Source organism: Gluconacetobacter liquefaciens (genome assembly GCF_003350405.1).
GTDB classification, from domain to species: domain Bacteria; phylum Pseudomonadota; class Alphaproteobacteria; order Acetobacterales; family Acetobacteraceae; genus Gluconacetobacter; species Gluconacetobacter liquefaciens.
Genome location: NZ_QQAW01000003.1, coordinates 344989 through 364326 on the forward strand (window position 1 = coordinate 344989; position 19338 = coordinate 364326).

Here is a 19338-nt window from a genome sequence, read left to right on the forward strand (position 1 = left end):
CCCCCCGTTTTCATGTCCGGGGCAGACCCAGGCGGGTGCGCAGGTCCGGGGCCGTCAGGTTGGCCTCGAACCCGTCGGAGCCGGGTTGGAACAGGCGGGCTGCCTCCAGCGGGCCGACCGCGACCGGGTCGAACCCGGCCTCGGCAATCAGGGTGCCGACCGTGCGCATGGCCGCCGGGTCGTCGCCGGCATAGGGAATGCCCAGCAATGGCGGTGGGCGGTGGGTCTCGGCGCGGATGGTCGACATATCTTCGGAATTGAAGGCGCGGACGATGTGGGCGCCGGGGAAGAAGGACTGGGTGGTGATGCCCGCACCCTGCTTGCGCGCCGTGCGGGCAATTTCGCCGTCGCGCCACGGATAGGGATTGCAGGCGTCGATCACGATCTTCCCGGCCAGCAGGCCGTGCAGGCTGGCGCCCACGCTGGGAAGCGCGCCGTAGGGAACGGCCAGCAGGACGACATCACCGAACCGGGCGGCATCCTGCGGTGTGCCGGCCTGCGCGTTCTGGCCCAGCGCCTCGGCTGCCGAGCGGGCCGAGGCGATATCGTTGGCCGAGAGCATGACGGGATGACCGGCGCGCAACCACAGGCCGGCCAGCGTGCTGCCGACATGCCCGGCCCCGATGGTGCCGATGCGCAGGGATTGTGCCGCCAGGGCAAGGCGGGCGGGTAGCAGGGCGCATAGTCCGGCCAGGAGCGTGCGGCGGTGCATGGCGTGTGTCATGCCTGGTGCCACAGGGCGGTCAGCGGGCCGCCGGCACCTTTTGCCGGGTCGCTGGCGGGGAAGGGGACGTGGTTCATGTGTGCGATCTCCTCGGCTGAGAGCGCGTTGCGGCGCAGGTCGAAATGCTGGTCGGGCGGATAGGCGCCGACGACCAGGAAATCGTCATCCGAGCCCAGGTTGCGGTGGCCGGTGCCGGCGGGCAGCAGCACGACGTCACCCGCCCGGACATCGACGACCCGGCCGCCGGGGCCGCCGAGCATCAGCCGGGCCGAGCCGGACGCGACCCCCAGCACCTCGTGCGCCGTGGAATGGAAATGGTGGAAATCATAGACCCCCCAGCGCCATTGGGGTGGCCAGCCATTGGCGGTGAACAGGTCCTCGAACGCCGAAGCCGGGTCGTGGCCCGGAAGGGCCAGCACGTTGCGGTAATAGAGGACCGGCAGGTGGTCGTTGTTGGGCACCCAGTCGTTGCGCGGCAGCATGAAGGACTCGACATCATGGTCGAGCGCGCCGGCGGCATGCACTTCCGCGCCGGCCAGCGAGAGGCCGAGACCGGCGAGGAAAGTCTGGAAAGCGCGTCGCGAGACGGTCATGTCCGGTGTCCTCCAGCGGTGGGTGGAGGCTTTACTATGTCTCGTTCGTGAAACGGGCGACCAGTGAAAAGCAGTTTAAGAGACGGTGCGCGGAGCCGTTCTGGAAACGTGCGTCGGGTCGCCGCCGGCGTGTATGTCCAGACAGGCTTGTCTCTCGGAGCCTGATCGAAAATGCGGGCTGGTGAGCGAGAGCGGCTCGTCAGGGCCGCGTCCGGCGTGTGTTTCTGAGCATCGGAGCGGAGCGGCCTTGATGGCCGTGAGCACCGAAGCGCTGGAAACGTGCGTCGGATCGCCACCAGCGCGCATTTTCGGTCAGGCTCTCAGCGCAGGGGGAGCGGGATGTGATTGACGGTAAGAATGCCGCCGGACCATTCGACATCCCAGGCCGTATCGGTGGCATCGGTATGATGCCCGACCAGATTGGCGATGATCAGGGCGGCGGCGGGCCGGGTCTGGCCGGCGGCGCGCAGGGTTTCGATCAGTTCGGACAGGTTGCGCATGCTCATATGGCCGCGGGCGGAGGCCGCGTCGGGGCTGCCGGTCAGTTCTGCCGAGCCGCTGCCCTCAAGCTGCATGTCGCCACGCCGCGCCTGCAACGTTCGGATCGTGACCGGCACGGCGACGCTCTGGGCCGGGCGGCCGGCGGTCGCGGCCAGCAGGGGGCCGAGCGCCTGGGCCGGCACCGCGAAATCCGATCGGGCGTCCTGCGGCAGCAGGGATGCCAGTACGGTGTCGCCGTTCATGCCGGCGCCGTGCAGGTCCAGCGAAACGGCGATGGGCTGCGTGCCGCTGCCGCCGGACAGATGCAGGTGCATGGCGGCGAAGCGGATCTGTTTCGTGCCGGTATGGGCGACCGGTGCGGACCAGGAAATATCATACGCCCTGCCGGCCGCCAGTCCGGACAGGATCGGCTGGAGGGTCGAGAGGAAATAATCCGCCGTGCAGCCGGAACTATGATGGTTCACCAGTGCCCCCAGCAGCACGACCGACGCGGCGTCGAGGATATCGTGCATGTCGTCTGCGCTGCTGCCGGCTCCGGTGACCGTGACCGATGCGGCGTGCAGCGAAGGGGCGCCCGCGCCGGATGAGAAATGCAGCCCGTAATTGTGGGCGGTGGCCCCGGCCGGCGAGGTCGACAGGCTTCCGGCCGTGCCGATGGCGCAGGTGGGCGGCAATGGGGCGGCGCGTAAGGTGCCGGCCATGGCGAGAACGATGCCGACGAGAAGCGGCAGAACGGGAATGCGCGTGATCATCGACTTGCCCCGGCAATTACGATCCTATACCGCCCTTCCTTGGCACGGGATCGTGACCGAGGCGAGGCACGCTGCGATATTCCGGCGGAGATCGCGCCGGTCCATGGTGCGGACCGCCGACTCGACTTCTTCAAACCCAGTGTATCCATCGCCAGCGGACTATTTCCGATGCTCAAGCCCGATCCGTTCCTGATCAGCCTCGTCTGCACCGTGATCCTCGCCACGGTCCTGCCCTGTCATGGCGCTGCCGTGCCGGTCTTTCAGGATCTGGCGATCGCGGTCATTGCCGTGATGTTCTTCATGCAGGGCGCGCGTCTGTCGCGTGAGGCCGTGGTCGGGGGCATCGTGAACTGGCGGCTGCATCTGGCCATCCTGCTGTGTACCTTCGCGCTGTTTCCGCTGCTGGGGCTGGGCCTGCACGCGCTGTTTCCGAACATGCTGCATCCGTCGGTCTGGCTGGGCATCCTGTTCCTGTGCTGCCTGCCTTCCACGGTGCAGTCCTCGATCGCGTTTACCTCGATCGCGCGGGGCAATGTGCCGGCTGCCGTCTGTGCCGCGACCACATCCAACATCCTGGGCATTTTCATCACCCCGATCCTGACCGGGCTGGTGCTGGCGCGTCACGGTACGGCTTCGGGGCAGGGGGGCGTTGTCGCCATCATGCTGCAATTGCTGCTGCCCTTCGTGCTGGGGCAGGTGCTGCAACCCTGGCTGGGTAAATGGGCGCATCGCAACAAGCGCCTGTTGTCCATGACCGATCGCGGATCGATCCTGATCGTGGTTTATACCGCGTTCAGCGAGGCCGTGGTGCAGGGATTGTGGCACCAGATGCCGCTCTCGCAGATCGGGCTGATCATGCTGGCGGACAGTATCCTGCTGGCTCTTGTGCTGCTGATCACCACGTTGGGCAGCCGGGTCCTGGGCTTTCCGCGGGAAGACGAGATCGCGATCGTGTTCTGCGGGTCGAAGAAGACCCTGGCATCGGGCGTGCCGATGGCGAACGTGCTGTTTCCAGCCGCGACCGTGGGGCTGGTGGTGCTGCCGCTAATGATCTTTCACCAGATCCAGCTTTTTGTCTGCGCGGTGCTGGCCCGCCGCTATGCCGGCGCCTGGGAACGTCGGCAGGAATCCGAGGCGCTACAGAAAGCGTCCTGACGCCTTGGAGCGTGTCCCCAAGCCGCGTTGGTGGCGGGACTGACCGCGATTGCCTGTGCATCGGTGCCCATGGCCATGAAGGCGGCTCCGATGCTTGAAAAGCACTGCCGGATGCGCGGCTGACGCCGCGCATCCGCTTATCATCGGGCGCGTGTGGAACGCGCGCGACTCTCAGGGCGTCAGGAAGGCCGATAGCGCATCCAGCAGTTCCTTGGGCGCTTCCTCGGGGATGTAGTAGCCGGATGCGATTTCGGCCTCGTTGAGTGGGCCGGTTGCGTAGGGGCGCCATAGGTCGGCTGGATTGTACCATCCGCCCAGTCGGCCTTCGCGCGACCAGGCTACCAGCAGCGGGCAGGCGATGCGCAGGTCGCCCGGGTAGGGCGGAATGCGGTTATGGCCGTTCGCCCCCGGGGTTTCGCCCGCCGGCATGGTTTGCAGGTAGTCGGCCACCGCCGGGCGGCTGAACGGTGCCGTGGAATGCGGGGCGGGGCGGGTCCATTCCTCTGGGACCGCCATCGTCGCCGATTCGGGCTTCGGGTGAAGCTGGGCGAACCAGCAACTGCTGTAGCGCGACAGTTCGAAGGCTAGGTCGGCACGCCCGTAATGGCCGGGCGAGGGGATGCATTCGACCTCGGCCACATGGGTGACCCGCTCCGGCGCCAGCCAGGCGGCATAGGCGGCGACATGACCGCCCGTGCCGTGCCCGGCTATGGCCAGGTGCTCATGCCCCAGATCTTGCGCCAGCCTTAGCAGTTCCTCCGCCTGACGCCGGAAATCCAGGTCGCGCGGCAGATCAGGGCACAGCACGGTGTGGGTGTCGGCCAGGTCTGGCGCGATGGCGTGCCAGGCCGCGTGGCTTTGCATCTGGCCATGCAGCAGGACCAGCAGCTTGCCTTGCCCCCCAAGCCTGGCCCGGCGCGGGCTGTTGCCCCACGCCACTTCCGTCAATTCGAGTTTGCCGAAGAACATGCAGGTTCCATTGAAGACTTGATGCGCCCGATGGCGCACATATAGGCACGCATTGAATTATTGGACAGAACCGCGCGACTGGCCAGCCCGCCGGTCGCCGGCAGATAAGGAAACGGATGCGCCCATGACCGGCCTGGACCCCGACAATTGGGACGATCTGCGTCGTCTCGGCCATCGGATGATCGACGATATGGTCGATCGGCTGGCGACCCTGCGCGACGGACCGGTCTGGCGCCCGATGCCCGATGCGGTGCGCGCGGCCCTGCATGAGCCCCTGCCGACCGGCCCGACCACGCCCGAGAGGCTGTATGAGCATTTTCGCGAGCGAATCGTGCCCTATGCCACAGGCAATACGCATCCGGGCTTCATGGGGTGGGTGCATGGGGGCGGCACGGGCGTAGGCATGCTGGCCGAGCTGCTGGCGGGCGGGTTGAACGCCAATTGCGGCGGGCGTGACCATGCGCCGGTTGAAGTCGAGCGGGCGGTGATCGGCTGGGCGGCCCGGATCATGGGCTTTCCCGACGAGACCACCGGATTGCTGGTTACCGGGTCGTCGATGGCGAACATGATCGCGGTCGTGACCGCCAGCCGGGCGGTGCCTGATGGATTGGCGCTGCGCCGGGAGGGGGTGGGCGGGCGCAGGCTGGTCGGCTATGCCGCCGCCACCGCCCATGGTTGCATCGCCCGCGCGTTCGACCTGACGGGGCTGGGCACCGACGCGCTGCGTGTATTGCCGGTGGATGCCGATCACCGCATGGATCTGGCGGCGTTGCGGGCCGCGATTGCCGCTGATCGCGCGGCGGGGCTGGAGCCGTTTATCGTGATCGGCACCGCCGGTACGGTCGATACCGGCGCAATCGACGATCTGGGCGGGATTGCGGATATCGCGGCGCGGGAGGGGCTGTGGTTCCATGTGGATGGGGCATTCGGTGCGCTGGCCATGCTCTCGCCCGCCCTTCGTTCGTCCTTGCAGGGGCTGGAGCGGGCCGACAGTCTGGCGTTCGATTTCCATAAATGGGCGCAGGTTCCCTATGACGCCGGCTGCATCCTGGTCCGCACGCCGGGCCGGCAGGCGGCCGCGTTCGCGCAGTCGCTGGCCTATCTGTCGCGCGAGGATCGGGGGCTGGCGGGTAATGCGCCCTGGTTCTGTGATCTGGGGCCGGACCTGTCACGCGGTTTTCGCGCGCTCAAGGTATGGATGACGCTGGGCACCTACGGCACCGACCGGATGGGGCTGATGGTCGATGAATGCTGCGCGGTGGCCCGGCATCTGGCGCGGCGGGTGGACGAGGAACCGCTGCTGGAGCGTCTGGCCCCGGTCGGGCTGAATATCGTCTGTTTCCGCGTGCGCGTGCCCGGTGTGGATCTGGACTGGTTGAATGGCGAACTGGTGAAGGACCTGCACGAATCGGGTGTCGCCGCGCCATCGACGACGACGGTGGCGGGCGTGCGGGCGATTCGGGCGGCCATCGTCAATCATCGCACGGTGGCGGCGGATGCCGATGCCATGGTCGATGCGTTGCTGCGGCTGCTGGCTGATCGGCTTGAGAGCGCCGCCGAATAGGAGGTGGAGCCGCCTGCGCGCGCTGGGCCGTTGCCAGCGCGCATGTCCCGTCACTCTCTCAGATGATGGCCTTGCCGTCTTCCCGCCCGAGGCGCGAGTGGGAATGGCCGTAGAATGCATAGCTGAGGATGCCCAGCGCCACATAGGTGCCCAGCAGGATCATCGGTAGCGGATTACCGTTGAACAGGGCGCGGACCATGTCGATGAACAGGGGGCCGGCCATGATCAGGCAGAACACGATGCCCAGCGCCGGTGCCACGCCGATCCAGACGCCGGCGATCCGGATGCCGCCCAGCGGCACGCTGAAGGGGCGCGGCAGGTCGGGCCGGGCGTTGCGCTGCCAGATGACCGTGAAGCAGACGATGCCGAAGGCGGCCGCCGTGCCCAGGCTGACCAGGTCGCTGATGATGTCGATCGGCAGGGTTGCCGTGGCGACGGCGACGATCGCGCCCAGCACGATGGTGCCGACCCACGGTGTGCGGAAGGTGGGATGCAGGCGGCAGAAGATCGGCGGCAGCAGCCCGTCTCGGGCGATGGTGAAGAAGACGCGGGTCTGGCCGTACAGCAGGCCGAGGATGACCGAGCAGAGGCCGACCACGGCGCCGACCTTGATCAGCAGTGCCAGCCAGGGCTGGTCGATCGCGTCGACCGCGATCGCCAGCGGGTCGGCTACGCCCAGTTGGCGGAAGGGAACCACCCCGATCAGCACCGTGGCGACGCACATATAGACCAGCGTGCAGAACACCAGCGAACCGATGATGCCCAGTGGCACGTCGCGCCGCGGGTTGCGGGCCTCGGCCGAGGCGGTCGATACGGTCTCGAACCCCACATAGGCGAAGAAGATGACCGAGGCGGCGCGAAAGATGCCGGGCACCCCGAAATGAAAGCCGCCCTCGCTGGGCGGGATGAAGGGCAGAAGGTTCTGCGGATGGATGTAGCGGATGCCGAAGACGAGAAAGAGCATCAGCACGCCGACTTTGATGAACACGATCAGCGTGTTGATCCGGGCCGATTCCTCGATGCCGAGAACCAGCAGGCCCGTGACCACCGCCACCGACAGGGCGCCGACCAGATCGATCCGGGGGGCGACCAGAAGGCTGGCGCCATGGGCCGTGGGCAGCGTCTGGACCAGGGTGGTGCTCAGGAAGCTGGGCACCTGGACGCCCAGATCGTGCAGCAGGCTGGTGGCGTATCCGGAAAACCCGGCCGCCACGCCGGCGCAGGACACGCCATATTCCAGCAGCAGCAGCCACCCGACCGCCCAGGCAGCCCCTTCGCCCATCGAGACATAGGCATAGCTGTAGGCCGAGCCGGAGACGGGCATCGTGGAGGCCAGTTCGCCGTAGGACAGGGCGGTGAACAGGCAGGCCAGGCCGGCGACCAGAAAGGACAGCAGGATGGCCGGTCCCGCGTAACTGGCGGCGGCGGTACCGGTCATGACGTAAATGCCGGCGCCGATGGTGGAGCCGATCCCCAGCATCATCAACTGGATCGGGCCGAGCGTGCGCCGTAATCCGTGGTTCTGGCTCTCGGATTCGATCTGCTGGATGGTTTTTCGAAGCCGTAGGCGACTGGTAGAAGCTGGAGGGAGAGACATAAATTTCACAATATCATAACGGGGAATGCCTGTATCGTTGCAAAAGGGGTTTGTGCGCAAGGCCGCAGGCGGCACGGCGCGCCGCGGCCTGATGGGATGTGAACAGGCGCATTCGACGCTGTTTGAAAAGCCGGTCTTTCGGGCGTTGTTCGCGCGCGCTGTCCGCCTGATGTGTTCAGTGGCGATGGTCGCCGAGGATGGCTGCCACGGTCGGCTCGATCATCCGCGCGATATCCTGTTGTGCGGCCGCGGTCGGGTGAAGCGGCGGGTCGGGCGGGGTCAGATGCGGGTCCAGGAAACGTGACCGGTCGGGCGCGCCGTTGGCCTCCACGGCACTGCCGACATCGAGCAGGTGCAGCCACGGTCTGCTTTGGCGGATGTCGGTCTCCAGCATGCCGTTCAACTGTCGCGTGTTTGCGCTGATCCAGGGCGAGCGGATCGAGGGTAGGACTTTCAGCACAAGGACCTGCGTGGTGGGGAAGCGGGCGTGGATCGTATCGACGATGCGCGTGATGCCCGGATAGGTGTGGGCGGCGTCGATATGGACATGGCCGAAATTATTGGCGCCGATCATGAGGATGAACAGGCGGGGGGGCTTGCGGAAATCCAGTTCGCCATGCGCCAGACGCCACAGGACGTGGCAGGTGCTGTCGCCCTTGAAGCCCAGATTGATGGCGTGTCGGTCACCGTAATAATGCTGCCAGACCGGAGCGAAGTCGCGCCAGGGTTCCGGGCCGTTGCGCTCCCAGTTCTGGGTAATCGAATCGCCCAGCCAGACGACATCGAACTGACCGTTGGCGATTTCGGCCTGTTTGTCGGCGAAGCGGTGGTGCCACCATGGCGTATCCATGCGCGAGACCTGCTCGACGGCCAGATTGGCGGTCGCGGCGGGTGCGATGGTGGGGGCGGAGAGGGCGAGCAGGGTGGTGATCGCCAGAAGGGGGCGAATGCGGGTGGAACGGGTCATGGTCTCCGGGATTCCTGGTGGCTCTTCGACTCTGTTTGAAAAGTCGGCCTGCCGAGTGAGCGTGTCGGATCGTCGGCAGGTGGCTTTGCAGGCAGTGCTTTAGTGGCCGAGGACGATATAGGCGACGGCGCCGGCGATGATGCAGTAATAGCCGAACGGGCGGAGCGCCCATTGCTCGTGCTTGCGGAAATAGCGCATCAGGAAGGCGGTGCTGGCCAGCGCGGTGATGGCCGCCACCACGGCCGCAACCGTGGCCAGTTGCATCTGCCCGGGGGCGAGGGTGACGTGGCGCATATGCGCGGCCTCGCGGACCGCTGCACCGATGATGACCGGCTGGGCCATCAGGAAGGAGAAATGCGCGGCGCCCTCGTGATTGAGCTTGCGGAACAGGCCGCCGACCATCGTGGCCCCCGAGCGCGAGATGCCGGGGAAGAAGGCGAGGCACTGCCACAGGCCGATGATCAGGGCGTCGGCATAGGTGAGCGAGGCGATGGGGCGGCCGGGCTGGACGGCGCGGTTGCCACGCAGGCGGTCGGCGAACAGCAGCAGGAAGCCATTGATGACGAGGAAGACTGAGGCATAGCGCGCGCTGCCGAACAAGGCGCGCAACCAGTGTTCCAGCAGCCCGCCGATCAGGACCGCGGGAATGGTGGCCACCACCAGCAAGGCCAGGATGTGGATGCTCTCCGCCTGTCGCTGACTGCCGTGGCGGCCGGAGAGGCCGCGGAAGATGGCGATCCAGTCGCTCCGGAAGAAATACAGCAGCGCGACCGCCGTCCCCAGATGGAGCATGACCAGGAAGGGGAGGAAGATCTCGCCATGGGGATCGAACACCCAGCCGAGCAGGGCCGGGACAATGACGGCGTGGCCCAGGCTGCTGACCGGGAAGAGTTCGGTCGCGCCCTGGAGGATCGCGATCATGATGGCTTGGAAAACTGTCATTGTCCGGCTGTCCATGGCGATTTAGACTGGCGTGGTGCCCATTTTTTACCAGCTCGGCAAGCACTTGCCTGAGAGTATGGCGAATTGCGGGCCGTAGGGAATGAGGAGAGAGGCATTTGGTGCGTGAAAAAGGAAGCGCGGTTGTCTTCAGCAGCCTGGTCCTGCTGGTGGCGGTCGTATTCTACGTCTACGCCCGCGCCTCGCAGACCGATCTGAGCGGTGACCGCTACTCGCTGACGGCCCGGTTCATTTCCGCCAACGGCCTGCATGTGGGGGCGGATGTCCAACTGGCTGGCGTGCCGGTGGGGCGCGTGACCGATATCGTGCTGGACCCGGTGATGGCGGTGGCGAATGTGCGCTTCACGGTGGATCGGGCGTTGTCTCTGCCGAACGACAGCGCGGTGGTGATCGGCAGCGCGACGATGACCAGCGATAATTCGCTGATGATCCAGCCGGGGAAGGCAAAGGATCGGCTGACAGCCGGCGCGGTGATTACCAACGCGCAGGAGGCCGTCAGCCTGGAGCAGCAGGTCAGTAATTATATCTTCGGGAATGGTGGCCTGCCCTCCGATTCGGCGCCGTAGCCCGCGCCGGATTGCCGGGGGGCGCCACGGAACGACTCTCAGTCGTTAAGCGGATAGGAAGCCAGAAGTTTCTTCTGGAGGCGCCAGTAACGCAGCATCGTGAAGGCGCCGGATGACCGCCAGCCGGCCTTCTTCTTCTTGGCGCCGATGCGGAACGTTTCGCGGTAATGCATGAACTGTGCGGCATAGGCCTCACGCAGGGTGGTGCGGGAGTCCCAGATATGGGTGGCTTCCGACCCCACGCCGTTGATTTCGATGATCTCGAACCTACGGCCTAGTCGAAGGGCGGCGATCGATTCGAATTTTAGGTCGATTCGGCCGAAATGAAAATCAGGGATGTCGCGCATGATGCGGTCGATCTGCTCCGTCAGGGCCGGCGTGATGTCGTCGGCGCCGTTGCGGAAGATCGAGCCCTTGCAGTGGTTGCCGGCGAAGACCAGGCGCATCGTTTCGCCCGCCGGCAGGATGTCGTGAACCCGCGCGCCGAGACGGGGCAGATAGAGATGCGGCACCAGGCGGGTGCGGGCGTCGGCGTCGATCAGTTCGCGGACGGTCGAGCGGCCGTCACCGACCAGGAGCGGGGCTTCCTTGTAGGTGAGCGATGTGATCCGGCCCCGTTCTTCGTCGGGATGACGAATGTAGAAGATTCCGGCCTCGTGCTCGAAGGGGATGAGGCGCTGCATGACCAGCCGGATGTCCGGGGGAAACAGCGCCACCGTCGCGGCCAGTTCCGCAGGCGTGGTGACCAGCTTTACGCCTGTGCCGTTGCAGCCGATATCAGGCTTCACGACGACCGGGAGCGCCAGTCCGGCGCGGGCCAGGGCTGCCGTCGCGGCGGCTGCGTCGTCGGCCGATCCGGTGGTGACGGTGGTGTAGGGCGCGATCCACTGGCGTGCGACATCGCCGGCCATATCCAGGATATCGGTCTTGCTTTCTCCGCACAGGCCGCCAGTTTCGATCCGTGGGTTGGCGGCGGTGGGCAGGCTGAGGTCGCCGTGGCGCAAGCCCATCAGGATCCAGTACAGCACGATGGGTGTGTAGAAGGCCCAGCCCGGCCAGAATTCGAACATCGACAGCGGGGACGGCGGCCGGGATGCGTCTGCCTGGGAGGGGGCGGTGGCGGAGGCATGGGTCATCGGGACGGACTCCGCACATTGGCCACGATCCGGCCGACGAGAAGAATGGTCAGGGCGAATCCTCCCATTCCGGCCCATTTCCATGCACCCAGATGGGTGATCAGGAAATGGCCGACCTGTAGCGATACCGCGAAGAGCAGCGTTGTCCAGATCAGGGTTGCCAGGATTGCCGCCAGCGCGAAGCGCCGCACCGATGCGTTGAAGAACCCGCAGGCGGTATAGAGCGGCAGGCGGGCGCCGGGGATGAAGCGGCTGATGAACACGATGCGGAACACATTGCGACCGAACCAGTTTCCGCCGTTTTCGTCCTGCGGGACCTTGACCCAGCGCCGGGCCGCCGGCCACAGGGCCGCCAGCCTGCCCAGGCCGTACAGGCCCAGGTCGCCAGCCACGATCCCGACATAAAGTGCGAGTAAGGCAACAGGCAGGGCGACTTGGCCGGTCTGGACCTCCATCGCCGTCAGGATGGTCGCTGCGTCTTCGAGGATGAAGGTGCCGATGATGATGACCAGTGCCTGGACGACAGGTGCTGCCCCGGCTTTGGCGAACAGGGCGGAGAGTGAGGGAAACATGACCGGGTTGCCGCCATTCAGTCCTGGGACGGCAGAAAAAAACGGGTCGGAATCCTCACGTCGTGAACCTCTTGCCCATGGAATCCGTTCCATGCGGCGACCGGACGACCCGGCCGGGGCAATGCCCGGATTGCGGTCCTTGTCGCATGCTTCGCGATCACAGCCAAATCGCCTGCCGTCAGCGGCGAGGATTGAAAGCTACCGGCCGATTGTGGCACAGCTTCCGTCATGATCGGACGCCGTGATTTCCTGCTGTCGGCCTCGGCCGCTTTCGCCGCCGTGCCTGCCGCACGCGCGGCGACGCAATCCTATGCCGCGTTCCTGGCCGGTGTGCGGGCCGAGGCGGTGGGGCATGGCCTGTCGGCCACGATCATCGACCGCGCGCTGGCGCTGCATGCGCCGAATGCACGGGTGCTGGAACTGGATCGCCACCAGCCCGAATTTACCCTGACCTGGGCGCAATATCGCCAGAAGGTGCTGACACAGAAGAAGCTTGCCGATGGGCGCGCGGCGGCGGCCAGCCGCGCCACGTTGCTGGCGGATGTCAGCGGGCATTTCAAAGTCGACCGCCAGCCTCTGGTGGGGATCTGGGGGCTGGAATCGGCCTATGGCACGCGGATGGGGTCGTTCCATGTCGCGGATGCGCTGGCCACGCTGGCCTATGACGGGCGGCGGGCGTCGTTCTTCCGGGGCGAACTGATGAACGCGCTGCGGATTCTCGACCATGGGGATGTCGCACCCGATTCGATGCTGGGCAGCTATGCCGGCGCGATGGGGCAGCCCCAGTTCATGCCCAGCGCCTATCTGCGGTATGCCGTCGATTTTACCGGTAGTGGCCGCCGGGACATCTGGAATAGCGAACCCGACGTGATGGCCTCGATCGCCAACTATCTGGCCCGGTGCGGCTGGGTGGCCGGCGAGCCCTGGGGGCAGGAGGTCACGGTGCCGGCGACGCTGGCGCAAGCCGAACTGGGACGCGGCAATGTCCGTACCCTGGAGGACTGGATGGGGCAGGGCGTGCGCCGGGCGGATGGGCGGGCGTTTTCGCGCGTCGATATTCGCGGGGCGGTGATCCGCCCGGATGGGCCGGGGGGGGAGGCCTTCATGGTCTATCGCAACTTCTCCGTCATCCGGCGCTATAATCCTTCGGATTTCTACGCGCTGGCCGTTGGTCTGCTGGGTCGCGACGTCACGTGACGCGCGCGTGCCGCACCCTGCCCGCGACGTTGGCCGTGCTGGGGCTGGCGGGCTGTCATCGGGCTGAACCGCCGTTGCCGCCCGCGCACCCGCATTACGTGGTGGGCGCACCCTATGAGATGAGCGGGGTGTGGCAATATCCGCGCGAGGATTTCGGCTATCGGCAAACCGGGTTGGCGGTGGCCGACCCCGACCAGACGCCCTACATCACCGCCGATGGCGAGCAGTACGATCCGCAATCCCTGACTGGCCGCCATGCGACCCTGCAACTGCCGGCGATCGTGACGGTGCGTAACATGGAGAACGGGCGGGAAGTGACCATCCGCCTGAACGATCGTGGCCCGGAGGAGCGCGGACGCCTGGTCGGCCTGACGCCCCGCGTCGCGGCCCTGCTGGGGATTGGTGCCAATCCGGTGCAGGTCGAGATCATCGGGCACGAGGCCGAGAACGAGCAATTGGCCGAGGCGTTGCCGGGCGGTCAGCATCTGGATGTCTCGGCCGCGCCGGTTGACCAGATTCGCGCGGAATCGCTCGATCGTCCGGGAAGTGGCGGGACGGTTGTCGCGGCGCCCGCTGGTTCGGTCGGGACCACCGATGTCTCGGCCCTGATGCGCGACCTGCCACCTGACGTGCGGCAGGGATATGTTCAGGGTGGCATGTTGTGGGTGGATGCGGGAACATTTTCCACCCTGCGTTACGCTCAGGTCGCCGCTGCGCGAACCGGTGGGCGGGTGATCCCGGTGCGGGAGCGCGGGCGGGCACTCTGGAGGGTCCATGTGGGGCCATTCACGAATGTCGCCGGGGCGGACAGGGCGCTGGACCAGCTTTTGGGCGACGGAATGACCGGCGCCCGGATCGTCGTCGAATAAGGATGAACGTGCAAACCCGAAGGTTTCTTCTGGCCGGGACGGCCTCGCTGGCCGCTACCGGTTCTCTGGCGGCTGCAGCACCGCGCCGGCATCATCCGCATGGCGCCGCCGGTGCCCCGTCCGCCGAGCAATCGGACGATCAATCCGGCCCGGATCAGGCCACGGCCTCCGCCGGGCCGCCGGCTGCCAGCCTGATCGGGCCGGTCGATACCCTCGCCCGCTGGGCCTGCATCGTCGATGTCACGACCAGCACGGTGCTGCTGGAGAAAGCGGCCGACGAACGCATGCCGCCGTCGTCGCTGACCAAGATGATGACGGCCTATATCGTCTTCGGCATGCTGAAATCGGGCCGGCTGAAGCTGGACCAGGCGCTCCCGGTCAGCGAGAAGGCCTGGCGCATGCAGGGTTCGAAGATGTTCGTGCCCCTTGGTGAGAGCATTCCGGTGCAGGATCTGATCCAGGGCATGGTCATCCAGTCCGGCAACGATGCGTGCATCGTGCTGGCGGAAGGTATTTCCGGCTCGGAGGAGCAGTTTGTCGCCCTGATGAACGAAACAGGGGGCAAGATCGGGCTGACCAATTCGCACTTCATGAATGCGACCGGCTGGCCGGGTGACAACCACTATATGTGCGCCCGCGACGTGGCGACGGTGGCGGTGCGTCTGATCCGCGATTTTCCGGAATATTATCACTTCTTCTCGGAGAAGGATTTCCGCTTCAACAAGATATCGCAGGGCAATCGCAACGTATTGGTGGACAAGGGACTGGCCGACGGGCTGAAGACCGGACACACCGATGCCGGCGGGTTCGGGCTGTGTGCCAGCGCCGATCGGGGTGGCAACCGCGTGGTGCTGGCGCTGAACGGCATGCCGACGAGCAATGCGCGCGCCCATGAGGGCGAGCGGTTGCTGGAATGGACGTTCGCGAATTTCGAGAATGCGACGCTGTTCCGTCGGGGTGACGTGGTGGAGCAGGCAGCCGTCTGGCTGGGCACTCAGCCGACCGTGCCGCTGGTCGCGACCCGCGATGTGGTGATGACGCTGCCGCATGGGTGGCGCACCCGGGTGCATATCGGGGTGGATTATCAGGCGCCCGTCGCGGCGCCGGTGGCGGCGGGGCAGGTGCTGGGTGACCTGGTGCTGACGAATCCCGGCCTGCCGGACATCAGGATGCAACTCGTGGCGGGGCAGGCCGTGCCGAGGCTGGGTCTGCTGGCGCGTGCCTCGACGGTGCTGGGCCAGAAACTGGGCCGGCACTGAGAGCGGTGCCGGGCCTGTTCATTACGTTCGAAGGTGGCGAGGGAGCTGGGAAATCCACCCAGGTCGGGCTGCTGGAGGCCCATCTGCGGGCCGGTGGTCATGATGTGGTGCGCACGCGCGAGCCGGGTGGAACGCCCGGGGCCGAGGCGTTGCGCGACTTCCTGCTGTTCGGCGGCCATGACCTGTCGCTGCGCGCCGAGATTTTGGCCCATTTCGCGGCGCGATGCGATCACGTGGACCGGCTGATCCGGCCGGCGTTGGCGCGTGGTGCGGTGGTGATCTGCGACCGGTTCGCGGATTCGACCATGGCTTATCAGGGATACGGGATCGGGCAGGGTGACCCCGCGACGATCCGGCTGATCGAGGTGCTGACCGGGCAGGTCGGGCTGACGCCGGACCTGACGCTGGTTTTGACCCTGGAGCGTGCGCGGGCGCTGCAACGCCTGCATGCGCGGGGTGGCCGGTCCGACCGCTATGAAGCGGCGGATGAGGCGTTCCATGCCCGCGTGGCCGAGGGGTTTGTCGCGATCGCAGAGGTGCAGCCGGGGCGTTGCGTGTCCCTGGCGGCCGACCGGCCGGTTGAGGCAATCGCGCATGAGGTCGCCCGACTGGTCGATGCGCGGCTGACGGGAGCCGCCTGAATGGCGGGGACTGCGCCACGCGATGGCCCGGAGCCGGTGGGGCATGACGATGCCCGCCGCGCGTTCGAGGAAGCTTGGGGCGCCGGGCGGCTGCATCATGCCTGGCTGCTGACCGGTCCTGAGGGGATCGGCAAGGCGAGTTTCGCCTTCTGGATGGCGCGGGTATTGTTGAAGGCGACGGCGGCGGACAGCACCGCCGCGCGGCGGATCGCGGCTGGCAGCCATGCCGACCTGCTCTATATCGCCCGTGGCATGGACGAGAAGCGCCAGCGGATGCGCGCCGAGATCGTGGCGGACGACGTGCGGCCGATCGGCCAGTTCCTGCACCGCACGGCGGCCGAGGACGGATGGCGCGTGGTGATCGTGGACGGCGCGGATTTCATGAATCGCAGCGCGGCCAATGCGATACTGAAAATTCTCGAAGAGCCGCCGCCCCGCGCGATCCTGATCCTGACCTGTGCGGCGCCCGGCCGCCTGTTGCCGACCATCCGCAGCCGGTGCCGCACGCTGCGGCTGGAACCGTTGCAGCCGGGACAGATGCAAGAGGTTCTGGCCCGTGTGGCGGCGGAGAGTGCGCCCGAAGAGATCGCGCGGGTGGCGCCGCTGGCCCATGGATCGCCCGGTCGTGCTCTGGCGCTGCTGGCGGGAGACGGTGCCGTGCTGGGCGGGCTGGTGGCGCGCGTGCTTGAAACGCCGCCGGATGAAGGGGCGATGTACGAGATCGCCGAGAGTGTACTGAAGCGGGAAAATGGCTTTCCGGTCTTCTTCGATCTGTTGTGTGATGCCATATCGAAGCATGCGCGTGCCCTTGCCTTGCGCGATGGGCGCGGCGGAGAGAGCGCGGACGGATCGCTGTCGGCGCACCGCCTGGCGGAACTGTGGCGTCGGCTGACTGACCTTCGGGTCGAGACGGAACGGTTCAATCTGGATAAACAACAGGCCCTGCTGAGTGGCCTGACTTTGGTGAGTGGAAGATGACAGGGCGCTATTACGTCACGACACCGATCTATTATGTGAACGGGGCGCCGCATATCGGTCATGCCTATACCTCCGTCGCCGCCGATATCATGGCGCGCTTCAAGAGGCTGGCGGGCGATGAGGTCTTTTTCCTGACCGGTACCGATGAGCATGGGCAGAAGGTGGAACAGGCGGCGCAGGCCGCCGGCGTGGCGCCGATTGCTTTTGCCGATCAGGTTTCGGCCGACTTCCGCGCGATGTACGACGTGATGAATGTCTCGTACGACGATTTTATCCGCACGACGGAGCCCCGGCATATCGCCGGAGCCCAGGCCTTGTGGGAACGGATCGCGGCGAACGGGCATATCTATCTGGGCGCTTACGAGGGCTGGTACGCGCTGCGCGACGAGAGCTTCTACAACGAGGACGAACTGGTCACCCGCCCGGACGGCACGAAGGTGGCGCCGACGGGGGCGCCGGTCGAATGGGTGCGCGAGCCGTCCTACTTCTTCAAACTCTCGGAATTCGCCGATCGGCTGCTCGAACTGTACGAGACCCGGCCCGCCTTCATCGAGCCCGCGTCGCGGCGCAATGAGGTGGCCAGTTTCGTGCGGCAGGGGCTGCGTGACCTGTCCATCAGCCGCACCAGCTTCCGCTGGGGCATTCCGGTGCCCGGCGATCCGGAGCATGTGATGTATGTATGGGTGGATGCGCTGGCCAACTATCTGTCGGCCATCGGCTTCCCCGATGCCGACAATCCCCGCGCCGGGTTCTGGCCCGCCAACCTGCATCTGGTCGGCAAGGATATCGTCCGCTTCCACGCGGTCTACTGGCCGGCGCTGCTGATGGCCGCCGGACTGGACCTGCCGGATTGCGTGTTCTCGCATGGTTGGTGGACCATCGAGGGCGAGAAGATGAGCAAGTCGCTGGGCAACGTCGTCGATCCGCGCGACCTGGTGGCGCAGTTCGGCGTTGACCCGGTGCGCTTCTTCCTGATGCGCGAAATGCCGTTCGGCGGCGATAGCGATCTCAGTCGGCGGGCCATCATCAACCGGCTGAATGTCGAACTGGCGAACGATCTGGGCAATCTGGCTCAACGGACCCTGACGCAGGTGGCGCGCAATTGCGGCGGCGTGCTGCCCGCGCAGGGCGTGCCGACCGAGGCCGATGATGCGTTGCTGGCGCAGGCGGCGCTGCTGCCCACGCTGATGCATGGCCATATCGACCGCCACGCGCTGACCGATGGGTTGGAAGATGTTTGGCGGGTGATCCGGGCCTGCAACGCCTATATCGACCATCAGGCCCCCTGGGCGCTGCGCAAGACCGACCCGGAGCGGATGGCGGTCGTGCTGCGCGTGCTGGTGGATGCGCTGCGCGTGGTCGGCACCATGCTCCAGCCCTACATGCCCGGTAGCATGGGCGCGATGCTGACCCAGTTGGGCGTGGCGGAGGACGAGCGCGATTTTGCGTCGCTGGATCGGCCGCTGCCTGAGGGGCGTGTCCTTCCGGCGCCGCAGGGGGTCTTCCCGCGTTATGTGGAGGACGCGGCGCAATGAGTGGAGCCGCGACCGGGCTGATCGATTCGCACTGTCATCTCGACCATTTCACCGATGACGAAATTCCGGACCTGCTGGACCGGGCGCGTGCGGCCGGGGTGGCAGGGATGGTGACGATCGGCACCCGCCTGTCGCGGGCGCAGCAGCAGAAGGACCTGATCCGCTTCGACCGGCCGGACGTGCGGGTTTGGTGCACGGTCGGCACCCATCCCGATCATGTCGAGGAATGCGATGTGACCGACGCCGACGGCATCATCGCGCTGGCCGATGATTCGCGCGTCGTCGGGATCGGGGAGAGCGGTCTGGATTATTTCCATGGCGCCGAAGCTGTGCGTCCGTTGCAGCAGGCGCGCTTCCGCGCGCATATCGCGGCGGCGCGGCGGATGGACCTGCCGCTGGTGATCCATGCGCGCGAGGCGGATGCGGACGTTGCGGCGATCCTGCGTGAGGAGGTGGAAGCGCACGGGCGGTTCCGTTTCCTGCTGCATTGCTTCTCTTCCGGCCCCGATCTGGCGCGGGTGGCGCTGGAACTGGGCGGGTATATCAGCTTCTCGGGAATCCTGACCTTTCCGCGCTCCGACGCGCTGCGGGCGATTGCGCGCGATATTCCCAAGGACCGGCTGCTGGTCGAAACCGACTCGCCTTACCTGGCGCCGGTGCCGCGTCGCGGCAAGCGCAACGAACCGGCTCTGGTCGCCCATACCGCGTTGCGCCTGGCGGAAGAACATGGCCTGGCGCCCGAGCAACTGGCGGATGTGACCACGGAAAATTTCCACCGCCTGTTCAGCCGGGCGGCCTGAGCG

General features: G+C 66.4%; 19 protein-coding genes. 10 read left to right on the top strand and 9 right to left on the bottom strand.

What is annotated here, in order from left to right; genetic code table 11:
* Positions 1–10: 10 nt before the first annotated feature.
* The 3 genes from C7453_RS07820 to C7453_RS07830 all read right to left on the bottom strand — a co-directional run bounded on the left by C7453_RS07820 (position 11) and on the right by C7453_RS07830 (position 2570).
* Positions 11–724, bottom strand: a complete 714-nt coding sequence (locus C7453_RS07820; protein WP_114726962.1) for an NADPH-dependent F420 reductase — start codon at positions 722–724, stop codon at positions 11–13.
* Positions 721–1317, bottom strand: coding sequence for a cupin domain-containing protein (locus C7453_RS07825; RefSeq protein ID WP_114726963.1), 597 nt, complete (start codon positions 1315–1317; stop codon positions 721–723). Before C7453_RS07825 ends, C7453_RS07820 begins: the two co-directional genes overlap by 4 nt.
* A gap of 320 nt (positions 1318–1637) precedes the next feature.
* Entirely contained in the window at positions 1638–2570 is a 933-nt protein-coding gene (locus tag C7453_RS07830) for a DUF1634 domain-containing protein (RefSeq protein WP_114726964.1), read from the bottom strand.
* 168 nt (positions 2571–2738) lie between these two features.
* On the opposite strand from C7453_RS07830, the gene C7453_RS07835 reads away from it, so the two are divergent.
* Entirely contained in the window at positions 2739–3725 is a 987-nt protein-coding gene (locus tag C7453_RS07835) for a bile acid:sodium symporter family protein (RefSeq protein ID WP_114726965.1), read from the top strand.
* A 171-nt stretch (positions 3726–3896) separates the two neighbouring features.
* Here C7453_RS07835 and C7453_RS07840 read toward each other — a convergent pair whose 3' ends face one another.
* Entirely contained in the window at positions 3897–4694 is a 798-nt protein-coding gene (locus C7453_RS07840; RefSeq protein WP_114726966.1) for an alpha/beta fold hydrolase, read from the bottom strand.
* 124 nt (positions 4695–4818) lie between these two features.
* Here C7453_RS07840 and C7453_RS07845 point away from each other — a divergent pair, with 124 nt between their 5' ends.
* Entirely contained in the window at positions 4819–6258 is a 1440-nt protein-coding gene (locus tag C7453_RS07845) for a pyridoxal phosphate-dependent decarboxylase family protein (RefSeq protein ID WP_114726967.1), read from the top strand.
* 58 nt (positions 6259–6316) lie between these two features.
* On the opposite strand, the gene C7453_RS07850 is transcribed toward C7453_RS07845, so the two are convergent.
* The 3 genes from C7453_RS07850 to C7453_RS07860 form a co-directional block, all read right to left on the bottom strand.
* Complete coding sequence (locus C7453_RS07850) at positions 6317–7855, bottom strand: APC family permease (RefSeq protein WP_114726968.1); 1539 nt, start codon at positions 7853–7855, stop codon at positions 6317–6319.
* Positions 7856–8030: 175 nt separating this feature from the next.
* Positions 8031–8822, bottom strand: a complete 792-nt coding sequence (locus C7453_RS07855) for a GDSL-type esterase/lipase family protein (RefSeq protein ID WP_114726969.1) — start codon at positions 8820–8822, stop codon at positions 8031–8033.
* A gap of 99 nt (positions 8823–8921) precedes the next feature.
* Positions 8922–9764: an undecaprenyl-diphosphate phosphatase gene (locus tag C7453_RS07860; protein WP_114726970.1), complete on the bottom strand. Its 843-nt coding sequence runs from the start codon at positions 9762–9764 to the stop codon at positions 8922–8924.
* Between the two features lie 116 nt (positions 9765–9880).
* Between C7453_RS07860 and C7453_RS07865 the strand changes: the two genes are divergently transcribed.
* Positions 9881–10348: an MlaD family protein gene (locus C7453_RS07865; protein WP_114726971.1), complete on the top strand. Its 468-nt coding sequence runs from the start codon at positions 9881–9883 to the stop codon at positions 10346–10348.
* A 38-nt stretch (positions 10349–10386) separates the two neighbouring features.
* Here C7453_RS07865 and C7453_RS07870 read toward each other — a convergent pair whose 3' ends face one another.
* Complete coding sequence (locus tag C7453_RS07870) at positions 10387–11484, bottom strand: D-alanine--D-alanine ligase (protein WP_114726972.1); 1098 nt, start codon at positions 11482–11484, stop codon at positions 10387–10389.
* Entirely contained in the window at positions 11481–12056 is a 576-nt protein-coding gene (locus C7453_RS07875; RefSeq protein WP_114726973.1) for a DedA family protein, read from the bottom strand. Before C7453_RS07875 ends, C7453_RS07870 begins: the two co-directional genes overlap by 4 nt.
* Positions 12057–12284: 228 nt before the next feature.
* Between C7453_RS07875 and C7453_RS07880 the strand changes: the two genes are divergently transcribed.
* From C7453_RS07880 to C7453_RS07910, 7 genes are read left to right on the top strand one after another with little or no spacing between them, the layout of a single operon-like run.
* Positions 12285–13253: a lytic murein transglycosylase gene (locus C7453_RS07880; RefSeq protein ID WP_114726974.1), complete on the top strand. Its 969-nt coding sequence runs from the start codon at positions 12285–12287 to the stop codon at positions 13251–13253.
* Positions 13250–14122, top strand: a complete 873-nt coding sequence (locus C7453_RS07885) for an SPOR domain-containing protein (RefSeq protein ID WP_245948915.1) — start codon at positions 13250–13252, stop codon at positions 14120–14122. Before C7453_RS07880 ends, C7453_RS07885 begins: the two co-directional genes overlap by 4 nt.
* Positions 14123–14124: 2 nt before the next feature.
* Complete coding sequence (locus C7453_RS07890) at positions 14125–15381, top strand: D-alanyl-D-alanine carboxypeptidase family protein (RefSeq protein WP_114726975.1); 1257 nt, start codon at positions 14125–14127, stop codon at positions 15379–15381.
* Between the two features lie 5 nt (positions 15382–15386).
* Positions 15387–16022, top strand: coding sequence for a dTMP kinase (gene tmk / locus C7453_RS07895; RefSeq protein ID WP_114726976.1), 636 nt, complete (start codon positions 15387–15389; stop codon positions 16020–16022).
* Complete coding sequence (locus tag C7453_RS07900) at positions 16023–17000, top strand: DNA polymerase III subunit delta' (protein ID WP_114726977.1); 978 nt, start codon at positions 16023–16025, stop codon at positions 16998–17000.
* Positions 16997–18535 (top strand): methionine--tRNA ligase, encoded by a 1539-nt coding sequence (metG, locus tag C7453_RS07905; RefSeq protein WP_114726978.1) that lies wholly within the window; start codon positions 16997–16999, stop codon positions 18533–18535. Before C7453_RS07900 ends, metG begins: the two co-directional genes overlap by 4 nt.
* Positions 18532–19335 carry a TatD family hydrolase gene (locus tag C7453_RS07910; protein ID WP_114726979.1) on the top strand — a complete coding sequence of 268 codons (804 nt, stop codon included), beginning with the start codon at positions 18532–18534 and terminating at the stop codon, positions 19333–19335. Before metG ends, C7453_RS07910 begins: the two co-directional genes overlap by 4 nt.
* The last annotated feature ends 3 nt before the right edge of the window (positions 19336–19338 follow it).

Bases quoted from the DNA above. Each gene is read 5' to 3' on its own strand.
- C7453_RS07820 (WP_114726962.1), bottom strand. From the start codon at position 724: ATGACACACGCCATGCACCGCCGCACGCTCCTGGCCGGACTATGCGCC.
- C7453_RS07825 (WP_114726963.1), bottom strand. From the start codon at position 1,317: ATGACCGTCTCGCGACGCGCTTTCCAGACTTTCCTCGCCGGTCTCGGC.
- C7453_RS07830 (WP_114726964.1), bottom strand. From the start codon at position 2,570: ATGATCACGCGCATTCCCGTTCTGCCGCTTCTCGTCGGCATCGTTCTC.
- C7453_RS07835 (WP_114726965.1), top strand. From the start codon at position 2,739: ATGCTCAAGCCCGATCCGTTCCTGATCAGCCTCGTCTGCACCGTGATC.
- C7453_RS07840 (WP_114726966.1), bottom strand. From the start codon at position 4,694: ATGTTCTTCGGCAAACTCGAATTGACGGAAGTGGCGTGGGGCAACAGC.
- C7453_RS07845 (WP_114726967.1), top strand. From the start codon at position 4,819: ATGACCGGCCTGGACCCCGACAATTGGGACGATCTGCGTCGTCTCGGC.
- C7453_RS07850 (WP_114726968.1), bottom strand. From the start codon at position 7,855: ATGTCTCTCCCTCCAGCTTCTACCAGTCGCCTACGGCTTCGAAAAACC.
- C7453_RS07855 (WP_114726969.1), bottom strand. From the start codon at position 8,822: ATGACCCGTTCCACCCGCATTCGCCCCCTTCTGGCGATCACCACCCTG.
- C7453_RS07860 (WP_114726970.1), bottom strand. From the start codon at position 9,764: ATGACAGTTTTCCAAGCCATCATGATCGCGATCCTCCAGGGCGCGACC.
- C7453_RS07870 (WP_114726972.1), bottom strand. From the start codon at position 11,484: ATGACCCATGCCTCCGCCACCGCCCCCTCCCAGGCAGACGCATCCCGG.
- C7453_RS07875 (WP_114726973.1), bottom strand. From the start codon at position 12,056: ATGTTTCCCTCACTCTCCGCCCTGTTCGCCAAAGCCGGGGCAGCACCT.
- C7453_RS07880 (WP_114726974.1), top strand. From the start codon at position 12,285: ATGATCGGACGCCGTGATTTCCTGCTGTCGGCCTCGGCCGCTTTCGCC.
- C7453_RS07890 (WP_114726975.1), top strand. From the start codon at position 14,125: ATGAACGTGCAAACCCGAAGGTTTCTTCTGGCCGGGACGGCCTCGCTG.
- C7453_RS07900 (WP_114726977.1), top strand. From the start codon at position 16,023: ATGGCGGGGACTGCGCCACGCGATGGCCCGGAGCCGGTGGGGCATGAC.
- metG (WP_114726978.1), top strand. From the start codon at position 16,997: ATGACAGGGCGCTATTACGTCACGACACCGATCTATTATGTGAACGGG.
- C7453_RS07910 (WP_114726979.1), top strand. From the start codon at position 18,532: ATGAGTGGAGCCGCGACCGGGCTGATCGATTCGCACTGTCATCTCGAC.